The following is a 15,992-nucleotide window of genomic DNA, read 5'->3' on the forward strand; positions in this document are numbered from 1 at the left end:
GGCGTCGCCGGAGGCCACGGCGAGCGACTGTCGGCGCAGACGCGTCGCATCGTTGCGCAGCAGCGCCGCCACGCAGACGGCGCCGCCCGCGAGCGCGTCCGGCACCCAGTAGCGGCCGCCCCAGCTGCCCAGCAGCGCCACCGTGCAGAAGCCCTGGACCGCGGCGAGGGCCAGGGCCTCGGCGGTGCGGCGCAGGGTCACCCCCTCAGGCTACGAGACCGGCGGGGCCGCAGAACCGGTCAAAAGTACGGTCGGCCGGCCCCTGAACCCGGCCGCGGACCGATGCCGGCGACCGGCCCGCCCCCGCAGGATCGGCGGCATGCCATCCGACACCGAGCCGGTCATCCTGGCCGAGAACCTGTCCAAGTCGTACCGTGGGCGCCCCGCACTCACCGGCTGTGACCTGCGCGTTCCACGCGGCCGCATCGTCGGGCTCGTCGGGCCCAACGGCGCCGGCAAGTCCACGCTGCTGCAGCTGGTCTGCGGCCTGATCGAGCCGTCGTCGGGCCGGCTCACCGTCCTCGGCGCGCGGCCCGCCGGCACCCTGTCGCGGGTGGGGTTCGTCGCCCAGGAGACCCCGCTGTACTCCGGACTCACCGTCGCCGAACACCTGCGCCTCGGCGCCCGGCTCAACCCCCGGTGGGACGCCGCGCTCGCCCGGCGCCGGGTCGAGCAGGCGGGCCTGCCACCCGGGCAGAAGGCCGGCCGGCTCTCCGGCGGCCAGCGGGCCCAGCTCGCCCTGACGATCGCCGCGGCCAAGCGGCCCGAGCTGCTCGTGCTCGACGAGCCGGCGGCCGCCCTCGACCCGCTGGCCCGCGACGGCTTCCTGCGCCACCTGGTCGGGTCGGTGCGCGAGGCGGGCGCGACCGCGATCCTGTCGTCGCACCTGCTGCCCGACATCGAGCGCGCCTGCGACCACCTGATCGTGCTGTCCGGCGCCCGCGTCCGGCTCGCCGGCGACGTCGCCGACCTGCTGGCCGGCCACGGCTCGGCGACGCTGGAGGAGCTGGTCCTGGCGGTGCTGCGATGACCTGGCTGAGCTGGCGGCAGTTCCGCACGCAGGCGCTCGTGGCGGGGGCCGCCCTGCTGGTCGTCGCCGCGTACCTGGTGGTGCTGGGCCTGCGCATCCGGGACACGGACGCGGGCGGCCTCATGCGGTACCAGAGCAAGCTGTATCTCCTCGATGCCCTCGTGATCATCGTGCCGGGGCTCGCCGGGATGTTCTGGGGCGCGCCGCTCGTCGCGCGGGAGCTGGAGACGGGCACGCACCGGTTCGTGTGGGCGCAGAGCGTGTCCCGCCGCCGCTGGCTGGCCGTCAAGCTGCTCGTGGTGACGGGCGCGGCGGTGCTCGCGACCGGCCTGTTGAGCGCGCTGCTCACGTGGGCCGCGGCGCCGTACGACACGGTCGCCGGCGACCGCTTCAGCGCGCTGCTGTTCGGCACGCGCAACCTGGCTCCGGCGGCGTACGCGGCCTTCGCCGTGCTCCTCGGCGCCACGCTGGGCCTGCTGCTGCGCCGCACCCTGCCGGCGATGGCGCTGACGTTCGTACTGTTCACGGCGGTCCAGGTCGCCGTGCCGCTCGCGGTGCGCCCCCACCTGGGCACCCCGGTGACGGCCTCCCAGCCGGTGACCGCGGCGGTGGTCCGGGAGCTGCGGTTCCTGAGCAGCGACGCGGACATCGAGGGCCTGCGGGTGCACGGCGGCTGGGTGGTCCGCACCAGCAAGCTGCTGGCGCCCGACGGCCGCCGCGTGGACCAGGACCGCTACGACTCCTGCGTCCTGCGCACCCCGGAGACGGTGGGCGAGTGCCTGGAGGCCCTCGACCTGCACGTCTCGGCGGACTACTTTCCCGCCGACCGCTACTGGCGCTTCCAGGGCCTGGAGTCGCTGCTGTACCTCACCGCCGCCGCCCTGCTGGCCCTGCTGTCCCGGTGGCGGATCCGCCGGGCGTGACGCGGGTTGGCAGACTCGCGGGCGTGATGCCACCTCATTGCTACGTCTGCGGCCTGGACCTGCACACCGCGCCACCGGACGAGCGCTTCGTCCTGGTCCACTTCGGCGGCCACCTGACGACGCCGGAGGGCTGGGTGGGCCACCCGTCCAACGCGGTGTGGTTCTGCGCCGGGCACGCGGCGCTGGGCACGGCCCGCGAGTCCCTGCCCACGGCGGACGCCCTCCGGGAGATCGACGCGGCGGCCGGCCGCGACAGCGCGACGTGACGCTGCCGGCCGCCGCGGCACGCCGTCAGGGGCGGGTCGTCAGCGACTCGGTCAGGGCCGCGTCCTTCTCCGCCACCAGGGCCCGCAGGGACTCCTGGAAGTCGCGCATCCTCGCCAGCAGCGCCGGGTCCGAAGCGGCCAGGATGCGGACCGCCAGCAGGCCCGCGTTGCGGGCGCCGGCGATCGAGACCGTGGCCACCGGGACGCCCGCCGGCATCTGGACGATCGAGAGCAGGGAGTCCATGCCGTCCAGGTACTTCAGCGGGACCGGCACGCCGATGACCGGCAGCGGGGTGGCGGAGGCGACCATGCCCGGCAGGTGGGCGGCGCCGCCCGCGCCGGCGATGATGACCTTCAGGCCGCGGGCCACCGCCTCGCCCGCGTAGTCGAGCATGAGGTGGGGCGTGCGGTGCGCGGACACCACCCGTACCTCATGCGCCACCTCGAACTCGTCCAGCGCCTCGGCCGCCAGCCGCATGACCGGCCAGTCCGAGTCGCTGCCCATGATGATGCCGACGTCGGTCAATGCTGGTACCCCTCTTCGAGGATCCGTGCGGCCCGCCGGGCGCGCCTGCGGCAGTCTTCCAGGTCGTCGCCCAGGACCGTCACGTGGCCGATCTTGCGGCCGGGACGGACCTGCTTGCCGTACAGGTGGACCTTGGCGGACGGCTCCTCCGCGAAGAGATGGTGGAGGCGCTCGTCGATCGACATGCCGCCCGGCTCGCCGCCCAGGACGTTGACCATCACGACCGCCGGGGCGGTGAGGCCGGTGTCGCCCATCGGGTAGTCCAGGACGGCGCGCAGGTGCTGCTCGAACTGGGACGTGCGGGCGCCCTCGATCGTCCAGTGGGCGGAGTTGTGCGGGCGCATCGCCAGCTCGTTGACGAGGATGCGGCCGTCGGTCGTCTCGAACAGCTCGACGGCGAGCACCCCGACGACGCCCAGCCGGGTGGCGATGTCGATGGCGAGCCGCTGCGCCTCGATCGCGCGGTCGTCGTCCAGGCCCGGTGCCGGGGCGAGGACCTCGACGCAGATGCCGTCCTGCTGGACGGTCTCGACCACCGGGTACGCGGCGACCTGGCCGAGCGGCGAGCGGGCCACCACGGCGGCGAGCTCGCGCGCGATCGGCACCAGCTCCTCGCCGATGACCTCGACGCCGGGCGGCACGTCGGCGAGCGACCGGGCGACGAAGACGCCGCGGCCGTCGTACCCGCCGGTGGCCGTCTTCACGATGATCGGCCAGCCCACCTCGTCGCCGAAGGCGCCCAGGTCGGCGGCGGTCCAGCGGGGCACCGGGAGGCCCAGCGCGCCGAGGTGCTCCCGCATCTCGCGCTTGTTCTGGGCGTACCGCAGCGCGTCCGCACCGGGCAGCAGCGTGAACCCCTCGGCGGCGAGGGTGCGGATGAGGTCGCCGGGCACGTGCTCGTGGTCGAACGTGACGACGTCGCAGCCCTTGGCGAACTCCCGGACCGCGTCGACGTCGTCGTGCCGCCCGATCACCACGTCGGCCGCCACGAGGGCCGCCCCGTCGTCGGGCGCGACCGCGAGCACCCGCAGTGATTGGCCGAGGGCGATCGCCGCCTGATGGGTCATCCGGGCGAGCTGCCCGCCGCCCACCATGCCCACGACGGGCAGTCCAGTCCGTGCGTCCATAGGCTGGTCAGCCTAGCGTTCCCGGCCCGTCACCCACCGGACTGCCCGTGTTGCCCGCGGCCCGGATCACACCGCCGGACCGCGGCGGCGCAGCTCGTCGACCGACTGCATGGCCTCGCGGAGCTCGGTCAGCCACGTGTCGGCGTGCTGCCCGACGAGGGCCACGCACCAGGCCAGCGCCTCCGAGCGGGACCTCGCGACGCCGGAGTCGACGAGCGTGTCGAGCACCTGGCGCTCGCTCTGGCGCAGGCGGGTCATCACCGGCGCCGAGTGGGTGGTGAACAGCTCCCGGGTGTCGCCGACGAGGACACCCCAGGAGACCTTTCTGCGGTACCGCCGCTCGAGCTGCTGTGCGATGCCGATCCGCTGGTCGCGGGTCGTCTCCCGGAAGCCGGCGATCCGGCCCTGCTCGGCGGCCGCCCGGTCGGCGTCGGTGGCGTCGGCGGCGACCTGCGGCGGGTGCAGCCGGCCGACGATCAGGATCTCGTCACGGTCGACGGTCACGTCGGCCGGGCCCTGGAACCAGGCGTCCGGCAGGGCGCCGCCGATCCAGGCCGGCGCGTCGTCGGCGGGCGGGGGCTCGCTGCGGGGACCGCCGCCACGGCCCCACGGTACGTCTCCTCGGCGCATCATCATGGTCATTACCCCTTTGCAGACGGTGCTCTGATTACACCATTACACCCTTGCAAAGGGTCGCCAAGGGACCCGGCGTTCGCTGTGAGTGGAACGCGCGTCAGGCGAGCTTGGCGACGAGGTCCTCGAGCTCGGTGACCGGCGCGTCGCAGACGAAGCCGCGGCAGACGTACGCCGTGGGCCGGCCCTCGCGCAGCGCCCGGCCCTCCAGCAGCGGGACGCCGGGGCGGTCCGGCTCGCCGGCGACGACCACCGCGCCGGGCGGCGCGTGCCACCAGGCGGCCGTCACCAGCGGGTCCTCGGCCGCCGGCGTCGCGATCGCGATCTCGAACGGGCCGGACTGCAGCGCCTCGCCGACGGCGCAGGCGTAGCCGGTGAACCGGCCGTGGGTGGCGGCCACCGCCGCGACCGTGGCCAGGGCCTGCTCGCCGGCCTCGCGGTAGGCGGGGTCGGCGGTCAGCGCGCCGTACGCCACCAGGGCCGCGGCGATCGCCGACAGCCCCGCCGGGGTCGCGTTGTCGGTGATGTCGGCCGGGCGGGCGACGAGCGCCTCGGCGTCGTCGGCGGTGTCGAAGAAGCCGCCGCCCTCGTCGCGGAAGTGCGCCAGGGCGACGTCGAGGAGCTGCCTGGCGAGGTCGAGCCAGCGCCCGTCGCCGGTCGCCTGGTGCACGGCGCAGAACGCCTCGGCCACCGCGCCGTAGTCCTCCAGCACCCCGGCGGGCGCGCCGACGACGCCGTCGCGCGAGACGCGGCGCAGCCGGCCGTCGACCAGGTGCGTCCCGGCCAGGAACCGGGCGACCTCGACCGCCCGCTCGACCGCCTCGGGCCGGGCGTAGACCTTGCCGTACTCGACGAGCGCGGTGATCGCCAGCCCGTTCCAGGCGGCGACGACCTTGCCGTCGCGGGCCGGCTGGGGCCGCCGGTCGCGGGCGTCGAGGAGACGCTGCCTGATGCCGTGCCAGCGCTCGACGTTCTGCGGGTTCTCCGGCAGCTGCAGGACGGAGCTGCCGTGCTCGAAGGTGCCGTCCGGCGTCACTTCCAGGAGGTACCGCGCCCACGCCCCGTCGATCTCGCCGACCACCTCGTCGATCTGCTCCGGCGTCCAGACGTAGGTGAGGCCCTCGACGCCGTCGGTGTCGGCGTCGAGCGCGGAGATGAAGCCGTGGCCGTCGTACAGGTCGCGCTCCAGGAACTGCGCCGTCTCCTGCGCGACCCGGCGCGCGGTGTCGTTGCCGGCGATGCGGTCCAGCTGCGTGTACACGCGCAGCAGGAGCGCGTTGTCGTAGAGCATCTTCTCGAAGTGCGGCACGGTCCACGTGCCGTCGACGGCGTAGCGGGCGAAGCCCCCGGCCAGCTGGTCGTAGATCCCGCCCCGGGCCATGCGCTCGCAGGTGTACGTGACGGCGTCGAGCACCTCCTGCCGGCGGGTCCTCTGGAAGTACCGCAGGAGGAAGAGCAACGACATGTGCGGCGGGAACTTCGGCGCCCCGCCGAACCCGCCGTGCTCGGCGTCGTAGTCCTTGAGCAGGGTCTCGGCGGCGCGGTCGAGGACGGCGCCGGTCATGGGCCCGGCCGGCGGCCGCTCGGCCACCTTCCGGATGGCCTCGACGACCGCGGCGCTCTGCCGCTGTACCGCGTCCCGCTGCCCCTGCCAGGCCTCGGACACGGCCTGGACCAGCCGCAGGAACGCGTCGCGGTGGAAGTAGGTGCCACAGTAGAACGGTTCGCCGTCCGGCGTCGCGAACACGGTCATCGGCCAGCCGCCCTGCCCGGTCATGGCCTGGGTGGCGGTCATGTAGACGGCGTCGACGTCGGGCCGCTCCTCGCGGTCCACCTTGATCGGCACCGTGAGCTCGTTGACCACCCGCGCGACCCCGTCGTGCTCGAACGACTCGTGCGCCATGACGTGGCACCAGTGACAGGCGGCGTACCCGACCGAGATGAGCACCGGCACGTCCCGCCGCCGGGCCTCCTCGAACGCCTCGGGCGACCAGGGCCACCAGTCGACGGGGTTGTCCTTGTGCTGCAGCAGGTAGGGCGAGGTCGCGTCGGCAAGGCGATTGGCCATGCCTCAACCCTCTCACGCGACCGCGCGGCCGGACGCCGGCGGCTCGGCGGGCGGCTTCGTCGGATCACTGCTGGTACGGGTCCACCGCCGGACCGACCAGCGTCGCCGCCTCGGCGTCGGCGGCCTCCCGCAGCGCGCCGGCCGCCACGTAGGCAAGGGTCTGGCCGTAGCCGGTCGCGGCGACGAGTCCCTGCTGCTCCAACCGGCGGATGTCGCGGATCGCCTGGTCGCGGGAGATGCCCTCGTCCTCCTGGTAGGTCTCCCGGCGCAACTGGCCGCTGGCCGCCGCATAGAGGGCCGACACGGTGCGATCGCCGAGCCCGAACCGCGCCGCCAGGTGCTCGGCCACCGTCCAGACCGCCGCCCCGAGCCGGAGTCGCCGGTCGACCAGCTGCGCCTGTTGGTGGTGGGCGCGCAGGCAGAACCGCACCCATGAGTGCGCGTCACGCTCCGGCTTGTACGAGCCCTGCTGGACCTCGCGCAACGCCTGGTAGTACTCCAGGGTGTTGATCTCGAAGCCGAGCCACTCCTCGATGGAGCAGAACTCCGGATAGGTCCGGCCGGCCCGCGCGATCACCAATGTCTGCAGGCACCGCGCCATCCGGCCGTTGCCGTCGCGCCAGGGGTGGACGGCGACCAGGTTGAGGTGGGCCATGGCGGCCCGGACCAGCGGGTGGGCCTCCGGGTCGCCCCGCTCCAACCAGGTCACCAGCTCGGTCATCAGGCCCGGCACGGCCTCGGCCGGCGGCCCGACGTACACCGGCTGCAGCGGGTCGCGGCCGGTCACCACGATGCCGCCGCGGCGGTAGCGGCCCGGGGACTTGTCCCGCCAGAACCGCAGCATCATGAAGTGCAGCGCGGACAGGACCATCTCGCTGTGCGCGAAGAAGTCCATCTCGGGCGTCTGCAGCACCCAGGTCAGCGCGTCGCGGTAGCCGGTCACCGCCTCCCGGGACTCCTCGGGAACCGACGCCGGGACAGCCGCCCCGGTGACGATCGCGGCGGCGGTGCTCAGCTCGACGGTGTAGCCCTCGATGCTGTTCGAACCCATGATGGCGCCGGCCACGAACCGCTTGCGAACCTCGCCGAGCCACTCACGCGTGGCACTCCCCCCCGTAGCCCGAGCGAAATCGGAGTAAAAGACGTCGATCTCCGACAGAACCCGGCGGTCATCGTCATCAAGGGCAGGAGCGGCGTACAACACGCCTTAATGCTACAACGATCGTAGCATCAAGGCATCTTGGGCAGGGTGAGGGTCATGGTCAGGCCGCCGCCGTGGGTTTCGTGCGGGGTCAGGGTGCCGCCCATCGCCTCGGCCAGGCCGCGGGACAGCGCCAGGCCCAGGCCCACGCCCGTCGTGTTGTCGCGGTCGCCCAGGCGTTGGAACGGCTGGAAGATGCGGTCGAGGTCGGCCGGCCGGACGCCCGGGCCGTGGTCGATCACGTGGACCTGCACCGTGTCGACCACCGTCAGGGCCGCCACCGTCACCTGCCCGTCCGGCGGGGTGTGGCGGACGGCGTTCTCCAGGAGGTTGGCCAGGATGCGGTCCAGCAGGGCCGGGTCGGCCGAGACCGGGGGGAGGTCGTCCGGGACGTCCAGGCGGAGCGCTCCGGGCAGGTCGGCGCCGGCCAGCGTCACGGCGTCCAGGACGTCCACCGGCTCGAGCGACAGGGCCAGCGCTCCCGCCTGCAACCGTGACATGTCCAGCAGGTTCGTCACCAGGCGGGTGAGCTTGTCGAGCGACTCCTCCGACGTGGCCAGCAGCTCCTCCCGGTCCGCCGGCGAGAAGGAGACGTCGGGGCTGCGCAGGCTGCCCACCGCGGCCTTCGCGGCGGCCAGCGGGGTGCGCAGGTCGTGGCTCACCGCCGACAGCAGGGCGGTGCGGAGCTTGTCCACCTCGGCCAGCGCCGCGGCCTCCGCGGCCTGGGCCGCCAGGTGCTCCTGGCGCAGCGCGATGGCGGCGTGGGCGGCGAACGCCTCGATCAACCGGCGGTCCTCGGGGCGCAGCGGGTGGCCGTACAGCTCCAGGCGTACCGAAGCGTCGGCCACGACCGGCGTCGGCACGCCGTCCAGCGCGCCGGCCGAGACCACCACGCGGCCGTCGAGCAGCAGGGCGGCGCCGGACAGGGCGAATGACTCGCGGACCCGCTCCAGCAGCGCCGGCAGCGGGCGGTCGCCGTGCAGGACGCTGCCGGCCAGGGTGGACAGGGTCCGGGCCTCGGCGCTGGCGGCGGCGGCCTCTCGGGTGCGGCGGGCGGCCAGGTCGACGACCGTCGCGACGGCCGCCGCGACCAGCACGAACGCCGACAGGGCGAACAGGTTCTCCCGGTCGGCGATGGTGAGGCGGTGGGTCGGCGGGGTGAAGTAGTAGTTCAGCAGCAGGAACGCGGCGACGGCGGCGAGCAGGGCCGGGACCAGGCCGCCGACGAGCGCGACCGCGACCGTCAGCACCAGGAACGCCAGGATGTCGGTCGGCAGCGAGAGATCGGCCCACAGCAGGCCGGCGGTGAGGGCGGGCAGGCCGCACACCACGAGCGCCAGGCCGGACAGCCGGCGGCGGGCCGTCAGGCCGCGCCCGCGGCGGCCGCGGCGGGCCTGTTCGTGGGTCACCAGGTGGACGTCGATCGGGCCGGAGCCGGCGATGGTCGCGGCGCCGACGCCGCGCGACAACACCCGGCCGCGGCGGCTGGCGCCGAGCACGAGCTGGGTGGCGTTCACGCCGCGGGCGAAGTCGAGCAGGGCCGCGGCGACGTCGTTCCCGACGACCTGGTGATAGCTGCCGCCGAGCTCCTCGACCAGCAGCCGCTGGCGGCTCAGGTGGGCCGGGTCCGGCTCGGCCAGCCCGTCGGCCCGCACGACGTGGACGGCCAGCAGGTCGGCGCCCCGGCCGCGGGCGGCGATCCGCGAGGCCCGCCGCACCAGCGTGTCGCCCTCGGCTCCGCCGGTGAGCGCGACGACGACCTTCTCCCGCACCTCCCAGGACGGGCCGCGGTAGTCGGCGAGCCGCTCGTCGACCCGGTCGGCGAGCCACAGCATGGCCCGCTCGCGCAGCTCGGGGGCGACGCTCTCGTCGTCGACCAGCTCGATCTGCTCGGCCCGGCGCAGCACGGCGTCGGGCACCGAGGGCACATCCGGCATGTCGAGCGTGCTCAGGACGGTGACGCCGGCGTCGAGCAGCCGTTCGACCTCGCGCCAGTTCCGGGCGAGCCCGTCGACGGTCGCCAGGTTCAGCGAGTCGCCGCGGGCGTCCGCACGGGCACGCCGGCGCCGCTCCTCTTCCAGCATCTTGACCGTCGTGCCGACGCCCGGTGCGACACCGAGGTACACCCGAAGCACCTCCAGAGTTTATGTCCGCTTGACGCCCGCAGGAGGGCGTGCAACAGTTCTAGAACAGTCAACTGTTCTAGAACTGTGGAGGCGTGATCATGGGTGAGCTCCTCATCCGGCCCCGCCATGCGCCGCTGCGCACGGGCCGCACCCGCGGCCTGATGGGCGACCCGGGGCCCCTCGGCCGCTTCGGCGAGTACGGCGGGCGCTATGTGCCGGAGTCGCTGGTCGGCGCGTGCCGCGAGATCGAGGAGGCGTTCCGCGACGCCTGGGCCGATCCGGCGTTCCGCAACCAGCTCGCCGGGCTGCTGGCCACGTACGTCGGCCGCCCGACCCCGCTCACCCCCGCACTCCGCCTCTCCGCCGAGCTGGGCGTCACCCTGCTGCTCAAGCGGGAGGACCTGGCCCACACCGGCTCCCACAAGATCAACAACGTGCTCGGGCAGGCCCTGCTGGCCAAGCGGATGGGCCGCACCGCGCTCGTCGCCGAGACCGGAGCCGGGCAGCACGGCGTGGCCACCGCGACCGCGGCCGCGCTGTTCGGGCTGCGGGCCACCGTGTTCATGGGCGAACGGGACGTCGAGCGGCAGGCGCTCAACGTGTTCCGCATGCGGATGCTCGGCGCCGAGGTGGTGCCGGTCCGCACCGGCAGCCGCACGCTCAAGGACGCCACCAGCGAGGCGATGCGCCACTGGGTCGGCGTCGCGGACGAGGCGATGTACTGCATGGGCTCCGTCCTCGGCCCCAGCCCGTACCCCTGGATGGTCCGCGAGTTCCAGCGCGTCATCGGCGACGAGGCCCGCCGCCAGTGCGCGACCGAGCTGCCGGCGGCCGTGCCCGACTACGTCGTCGCGTGCGTCGGCGGCGGCTCCAACGCGGCCGGGACGTTCGCCGGCTTCGTCGACACGGGCGCGCAGCTCGTCGGGGTCGAGGCGGAGGGCGGCGCCGGCGCCACCGACGGCTCCCCCGGCATCCTGCACGGCGTGCGGTCGATGTTCCTCCAGGACGACGACGGCCAGGTCGCCGAGGCGCACTCGATCGCGGCCGGGCTCGACTACCCGGGCATCGGGCCGGAGCACGTCCACCTGCGCGATCTCGGGCGGGCGCGGTACGTCACCGTGTCCGACGCCGAGGTGCTCGAGGCCGTCGTGCGGCTCGCCCGTACCGAGGGGATCGTCGCGGCGCTGGAGTCGGCGCACGCGCTGGCCTGGATCCTGCGCGGCGAGCTCCCGGCCGGCTCGACGGTGCTGCTGACCCTGTCGGGCCGTGGCGACAAGGACATCTCGGCGCTGCGGGAGCTGCTGTGAAGACGCTGATGCCGTACGTCACGGGCGGGGTGAGCGCCGGCTGGGCCGACCACGTCCGGGCGTTCGCCGACGCGGGCGCCGACCTGGTCGAGGTGGGCCTGCCGTTCTCCGAGCCGACGCTGGACGGCGCGACCATCCAGGAGGCGACGGCGACGGCGCTGCGCCGGGGCGCGACGCTGGACGGCGTGCTCAAGGCCGCGCCGGCCGGCGTGCCGCTCGTCGCCAGTACCTATGCCAACCTCGCCTGCCGCCCCGGCTTCTGCGCGCGGCTCGCCGACGCCGGCTTCACCGGGCTCATCGTGCCCGACCTGCCGCTGGAGGAGTGCGCCGAGCTGGCGGCCGACGCGGCCGCGGCCGGCATCGAGCTGGCCCTGCTCGCCGCGCCGGTCACGCCGGACGCGCGGCTGGCGGAGATCGGCCGGCGCAGCCGCGGCTTCGTGTACGCGGTCTCGGTCATGGGCACGACCGGCGAGCGGGACACGCTGAGCCCGGCCGCCGCCGAGCTGGCCGCGCGGCTGAAGGCCCGGACCGAGCTGCCTGTGTTGCTAGGATTCGGCATCTCCACCCCCGCGCAGGCGGCGGAGGCCGCCCGGGTGGCCGACGGCGTCGTGATCGGTGCCGCGATCATGCGCCGGCTGCTCGACGGCGCCGGCCCCGCCGAGCTTGGCGCCTATGTGGGGACCATGCGGAAGGCCATCGACGGTGACTGACGGAGGGTGAGCGATGCCGCGCGAGACCGAGCCTCCGGGGCCCAGGTATCGCGCGATCGCCGCCGACCTCGCCGCGAAGATCCACTCCGGTGCGTACGCGCCGGGCAGTGCCCTGCCGGCCCAGCGCGAGCTGAGCAGCGCCTACGGCGTCACGCTCATGACGCTGCGGCAGGCCCTGCGGCAGCTCAGCGACGAGGGGCTCATCGTGCAGCAGGCGGGGCGGGGCACGTTCGTGTCGCCGCCCCACCTCGCCTACCGGCTGGGCTCCCTGCGCAGCCTCGCCGACGACCTGCGCGAGCAGGGCCACGAGGTCCGCACGACGGTCGTCGCGCGGGCGACCGGGACGCCGCCGGGCGACCTCGGGGACCCGGCGCTGCGCCTGGAGCGGGTCCGGGAGTTCGCCGGCCGCCCGTCGGTGCACCAGGTGTCGTGGGTGCGGCTGGTGCCGGGCCTGCTCGACGCCGACTTCGGCCGCGTGCCCCTCTACACCGCCCTGGCCGACGCCGGCGTGTCGGTGGCGCGCGCCACGGAGACCATCCGGCCCGACGTGCTGCCCTCCTCGCTGGTCCGGTACCTCGGCAGGCCCGCCGGCACCCCGGTCTTCGTCAGCGACCGGGTCACCTACGCGCTCGACGGCACCGCCGTGGTCGCCGACCGGGCGGTGATCCTGGGCGACGCGATGGAGATCCGGGCCGAGCGGGCGGCCACCGGCCTGTCCATGACCTGGGGCGCCGCGGAGTCCGGCACCTCAGACGTGCCCGCGTAGCGACTCGTCGTAGGTCACGCCCGGGTCGGCGCCGAGCACACCCCGGGCCGCCTTCTGGAACGCCGTCGCCTCGCTGCGGCGGCGCAGCTGGACCGCGACCTCGTCGCACGGTGCGCCCCCGTCGAGCCGGGACACGCCGCCCGCCGGGAGTGCGAGGACGGCCGCCGAGGCGCCGGCGGCGAGGTCGGCCGGGCGGTCGGCGACCCCGACGACCGTGGCCGGCACGCTGTGGCCGGCCCGCTGGAGGGTGAGGCGGCGGCCGATCGGGATGCCGTGCCGCTGCGCGGTCTGCGCGTCGACGAGGACCTGCGCGTCGGCCGCCGGGTACTGGCCCTGGCGGACCGTGGCGCGGCGCAGCGACGGGCTCTGCACCGCGGTGATGACCGCCGTCTCGCTCAGCACCTCGGGCGCCCCGTAGACCGTCACGCCGTACAGCGTCGTGGCGCACTCGGCGGCCGCCGCCTGGGGCAGCCCGGCCAGCGCCGTGACCTGGGCCGGGGTGAAGCTGCCGCGGAGCCGGACGTCGGCGTCGCCGGGCAGCTCGGCGAAGCGGTCGGTGCCGCCGAAGCGGTCGAGCACGGCGAACGCGCCGACCGTGGCGACCGCGAAGCCCAGGGTGAGGACAACCCACCGCCGTCCACTCATGCCTGCTGACGCTACGCAGCCGCGGCGTTCGCGCCGCGCACCGAACCGCCGACGCGGGGGGTGATTTCCCGCCCCCACCCTCCCGCGATCGGCGCCTAGCCGGTGCCCTCGGCGCGCAGGTGGCGGCGCTGGACCTGGCGGCGCTCACGCAGCACGGCGACGAGCCGGTCCGGCGACATCGGCGGGTGGAACAGGAAGCCCTGCGCGGCGGTGCAGCCCAGCTCGGCGAGGGCGCTGCGCTGCTCCGGGTGCTCCACGCCCTCGGCGACCACGCGCAGGCCGAGCCCGCGGGCGCGGTCGACCGTCGCCCGCACGATGGCCTCCGCCTTCGGCAGGTCGGACATCTGCGCGACGAACTCCCGGTCGATCTTCACCTCCTGCACGGGCAGGCGGGTCAGCACCGTGAACGACGAGTAGCCGGTGCCGAAGTCGTCCACCGCCAGCTGCACGCCCAGCCGGCGGATCCGGGCCAGCACGTCGTCGATGACCGGCGAGCTGGACAGCATGACGGTCTCGGTGATCTCCAGGATCAGCAGTTCGGCGGGCAGGCGGTACCGCGAGAGCAGCTCGTCGATCGTCTCCGGCAGCTGCCGCTCGGCCAGGCTCCGCGCCGAGATGTTGACGGCCACCGGCACCGCCAGGCCCGCGCGGCGCCAGCCGGCGGCCAGGCCGAGCGCGCGGTCGAGCACCCAGTGGGTCAGCGGGCCGATCAGCTCGCTCGCCTCCACGACCGGCAGGAACTGCCCGGGCGCGAGCCGGCCGCGGCGCGGGTGCTGCCAGCGCAGCAGGGCCTCGACGCTGGTGATCTCGCCGCCGGGCTCCTTGCCGCGGGCGTGCTTGGCGGGCCCGAGCGCCGGCCCGAGCGGCGGCCCGAGCGCGACGGCGGGCTGCAGCTCCAGGCTCAGCTGCTCGCCGGCGGCGAGGGCCTCGCGCAGCTCGGCGAGCAGGGCCAGCCGGTCGGTGCTGGCGTCGTCGCGCGCCGGGTCGTACCAGGCCACCGGCTGGCCGCCGTGCTTGGCCTGGTACATCGCGATGTCGGCGCGGCGCAGCAGCTCGGTGAGGTCGACGTCGCCGGCCGCCGCGACGACCACGCCGATCGACGGCTCCTTCGACAGCGCGACCCCGTCGATGCGCATCGGGGCGGCGATCTGGGCGCCGAGCTTGCGGGCCCGCTCGACCGCGGCGGCGAGGGCGAGGTCGGCGCCGCCGGCCGCGAGGTCGGTGACGAGCACCGCGAACTCGTCGCCGCCGAGCCTGGCCAGCAGGTCGCCCGCGGAGCCGGCGTCGGCGACCCGCCGGGCGATGACCTTGAGCACCTCGTCGCCGGCGGTGTGGCCCAGCGCGTTGTTGACCTCTTTGAAGTCGTTGATGTCGAGCAGCACCAGGGCGACCGGGTCGCCGGGCGACCGCCGCGCGAGCTGCGCGTTGCCCCGGGTGAGCAGGGCGACGCGGTTGTAGAGGCCGGTCAGCGGGTCATGGACCGCGTCGTACGTGGTCCGCTCGCTCATCGACCGCAGCGCGTCCTGGGTGATCGCGTCGTGCAGCGCGGCGGCGAGGGCGTCGCCGTAGGCGGCGAGCATGTGGTCGCGCGAGCGCAGCTGCGGCACGCCGGCGAGGCGCAGCTCGCCCACCGTCGCCCCGCCGACGACGAGCGCGCGGGTCACCGCCGGCTCGTCGACCGCGTCGCCGTAGGCCCCGCCGCCGGCCAGCACCACGCGGGCGGCGGACGCGCCGAACAGCCGCTTGGCGCCGGCGACCCCGGACTCGGCGGCGTCGCGCCCGTCGAGGCGGTTGAGGTCGCTGGTGGCCTCGGCGAAGTCGTGCCAGGTGCGGCGGTCGTCGTCCTCGCGGAGCCGGTTGGCGTAGAACTGGTGCAGCAGCCAGAGGACCGGCGGCAGGAGCAGCAGCAGGAGCGCGTTGGTCGCGCAGGCCCACACGATGACGAGCCCGGCGACGACGTTGCCGATCACCATGAGCAGCTTGCTGCTGAGCATCGCGGCGAACGTGGCCCGCAGCGTGCCGCCCCGCACCGCCGAGACGTGCAGCGACACCAGCAGGATCGCGATCAGGTAGTAGACGACGGCGCCCGCGCACAGGGCCCCGATGGCCCGCGGGGTCAGCGGCCGGTCGTACACCGGCTGGATCGCCGTCACCGCGGCCACCGAGCAGGAGCCGGCGACGGTCAGCGCCGAGACGCTGAAGAGCAGGTCACGCAGCGTCCGGCGGCGCCCGCCGCGGGCGTCGACCAGGTGCAGCACGGTGTGCGCGACCCCGACGCCGGCCAGCACGGCGAACGGCACGAGGGCGGGCGGCAGGTTGACGCAGAGGACGACGATGGCCGCCTCGCCCCAGGCCAGCCGCGCGTGGCCCTCACCGGCCCGGACCCGCAGGCGGGCCAGCTGGGCGAGCACGACCACGCCGAGGCCGGCGAGGCCGGCCCAGAGCAGCGACCGGTCGGCCGGGCCGACGGCGAACTGATCCAACGGACCACCGGCGAAGCCGCCGGCGACGACCGTCGCGGCGGCCGCACAGAGGGCGGCGGCGATCGCGACGGCGGCGGTGAAGCGCGCCGGAAGCGGTCTCATCACTGCACCGTATCGACCGGCGCCAATGACGCTAGGTATTCCGGCCGACACGCAGCGTGGCCGCGGACCTCGTCTTGGG

Annotated in this window: 13 protein-coding genes and 2 pseudogenes; 6 read left to right on the forward strand and 9 right to left on the reverse strand. The window is 74.8% G+C overall.

Going from position 1 to position 15,992, the window contains the following annotated elements; all coding sequences use genetic code 11:
- Positions 1–201 (reverse strand): annotated as a pseudogene (locus ABZS66_RS40020) (hypothetical protein); the annotation flags it as partial.
- Between the two features lie 118 nt (positions 202–319).
- Here ABZS66_RS40020 and ABZS66_RS40025 point away from each other — a divergent pair.
- The 3 genes and pseudogenes from ABZS66_RS40025 to ABZS66_RS40035 form a co-directional block, all read left to right on the forward strand.
- A pseudogene (locus ABZS66_RS40025) lies at positions 320–985 on the forward strand (ABC transporter ATP-binding protein); the annotation flags it as partial.
- Positions 986–1,026: 41 nt separating this feature from the next.
- A complete protein-coding gene (locus ABZS66_RS40030; RefSeq protein WP_354767206.1) occupies positions 1,027–1,953 on the forward strand; it encodes a transmembrane transport protein in 927 nt (308 codons plus the stop codon).
- 23 nt (positions 1,954–1,976) lie between these two features.
- A complete protein-coding gene (locus ABZS66_RS40035) occupies positions 1,977–2,219 on the forward strand; it encodes a hypothetical protein (RefSeq protein ID WP_354767208.1) in 243 nt (80 codons plus the stop codon).
- 25 nt (positions 2,220–2,244) lie between these two features.
- Here the strand turns inward: ABZS66_RS40035 and purE are convergent, their stop codons facing one another.
- From purE to ABZS66_RS40065, 6 genes are all read right to left on the reverse strand, one after another.
- Complete coding sequence (purE, locus tag ABZS66_RS40040) at positions 2,245–2,745, reverse strand: 5-(carboxyamino)imidazole ribonucleotide mutase (protein ID WP_354767210.1); 501 nt, start codon at positions 2,743–2,745, stop codon at positions 2,245–2,247.
- Positions 2,742–3,872 carry a 5-(carboxyamino)imidazole ribonucleotide synthase gene (locus ABZS66_RS40045; RefSeq protein WP_354767212.1) on the reverse strand — a complete coding sequence of 377 codons (1,131 nt, stop codon included), beginning with the start codon at positions 3,870–3,872 and terminating at the stop codon, positions 2,742–2,744. The genes purE and ABZS66_RS40045 overlap by 4 nt, the downstream gene beginning before the upstream one ends.
- Positions 3,873–3,938: 66 nt before the next feature.
- Entirely contained in the window at positions 3,939–4,508 is a 570-nt protein-coding gene (locus ABZS66_RS40050; RefSeq protein ID WP_354767214.1) for a hypothetical protein, read from the reverse strand.
- A 97-nt stretch (positions 4,509–4,605) separates the two neighbouring features.
- Positions 4,606–6,573, reverse strand: coding sequence for a thioredoxin domain-containing protein (locus ABZS66_RS40055; RefSeq protein WP_354767216.1), 1,968 nt, complete (start codon positions 6,571–6,573; stop codon positions 4,606–4,608).
- A gap of 64 nt (positions 6,574–6,637) precedes the next feature.
- A complete protein-coding gene (locus tag ABZS66_RS40060) occupies positions 6,638–7,624 on the reverse strand; it encodes a Fic family protein (protein ID WP_354767218.1) in 987 nt (328 codons plus the stop codon).
- 179 nt (positions 7,625–7,803) lie between these two features.
- The gene (locus ABZS66_RS40065; RefSeq protein ID WP_354767220.1) at positions 7,804–9,909 is read right to left on the reverse strand and encodes an ATP-binding protein; all 2,106 of its coding nucleotides are present in this window, start codon (positions 9,907–9,909) and stop codon (positions 7,804–7,806) included.
- Between the two features lie 152 nt (positions 9,910–10,061).
- Between ABZS66_RS40065 and trpB the strand changes: the two genes are divergently transcribed.
- The 3 genes from trpB to ABZS66_RS40080 are packed head-to-tail and all read left to right on the forward strand — an operon-like array spanning position 10,062 to position 12,683.
- The gene (gene trpB / locus ABZS66_RS40070) at positions 10,062–11,207 is read left to right on the forward strand and encodes a tryptophan synthase subunit beta (protein WP_354767270.1); all 1,146 of its coding nucleotides are present in this window, start codon (positions 10,062–10,064) and stop codon (positions 11,205–11,207) included.
- Positions 11,204–11,917 (forward strand): tryptophan synthase subunit alpha, encoded by a 714-nt coding sequence (gene trpA, locus ABZS66_RS40075; protein ID WP_354767222.1) that lies wholly within the window; start codon positions 11,204–11,206, stop codon positions 11,915–11,917. The genes trpB and trpA overlap by 4 nt, the downstream gene beginning before the upstream one ends.
- A 13-nt stretch (positions 11,918–11,930) precedes the next feature.
- Positions 11,931–12,683 (forward strand): GntR family transcriptional regulator, encoded by a 753-nt coding sequence (locus ABZS66_RS40080; RefSeq protein ID WP_354767224.1) that lies wholly within the window; start codon positions 11,931–11,933, stop codon positions 12,681–12,683.
- On the opposite strand, the gene ABZS66_RS40085 is transcribed toward ABZS66_RS40080, so the two are convergent.
- Both ABZS66_RS40085 and ABZS66_RS40090 read right to left on the reverse strand, forming a co-directional pair.
- On the reverse strand, positions 12,666–13,328 hold the full coding sequence (locus ABZS66_RS40085; RefSeq protein ID WP_354767226.1) for an ABC transporter permease: 663 nt from the start codon (positions 13,326–13,328) through the stop codon (positions 12,666–12,668). The two genes, ABZS66_RS40080 and ABZS66_RS40085, sit on opposite strands and share 18 nt — an antisense overlap.
- Before the next feature lie 95 nt (positions 13,329–13,423).
- On the reverse strand, positions 13,424–15,913 hold the full coding sequence (locus tag ABZS66_RS40090) for a bifunctional diguanylate cyclase/phosphodiesterase (protein ID WP_354767228.1): 2,490 nt from the start codon (positions 15,911–15,913) through the stop codon (positions 13,424–13,426).
- Between the last annotated feature and the right edge of the window lie 79 nt (positions 15,914–15,992).

This window comes from Dactylosporangium sp. NPDC005572, assembly GCF_040605515.1.
Classification (GTDB): Bacteria; Actinomycetota; Actinomycetes; order Mycobacteriales; family Micromonosporaceae; genus Dactylosporangium.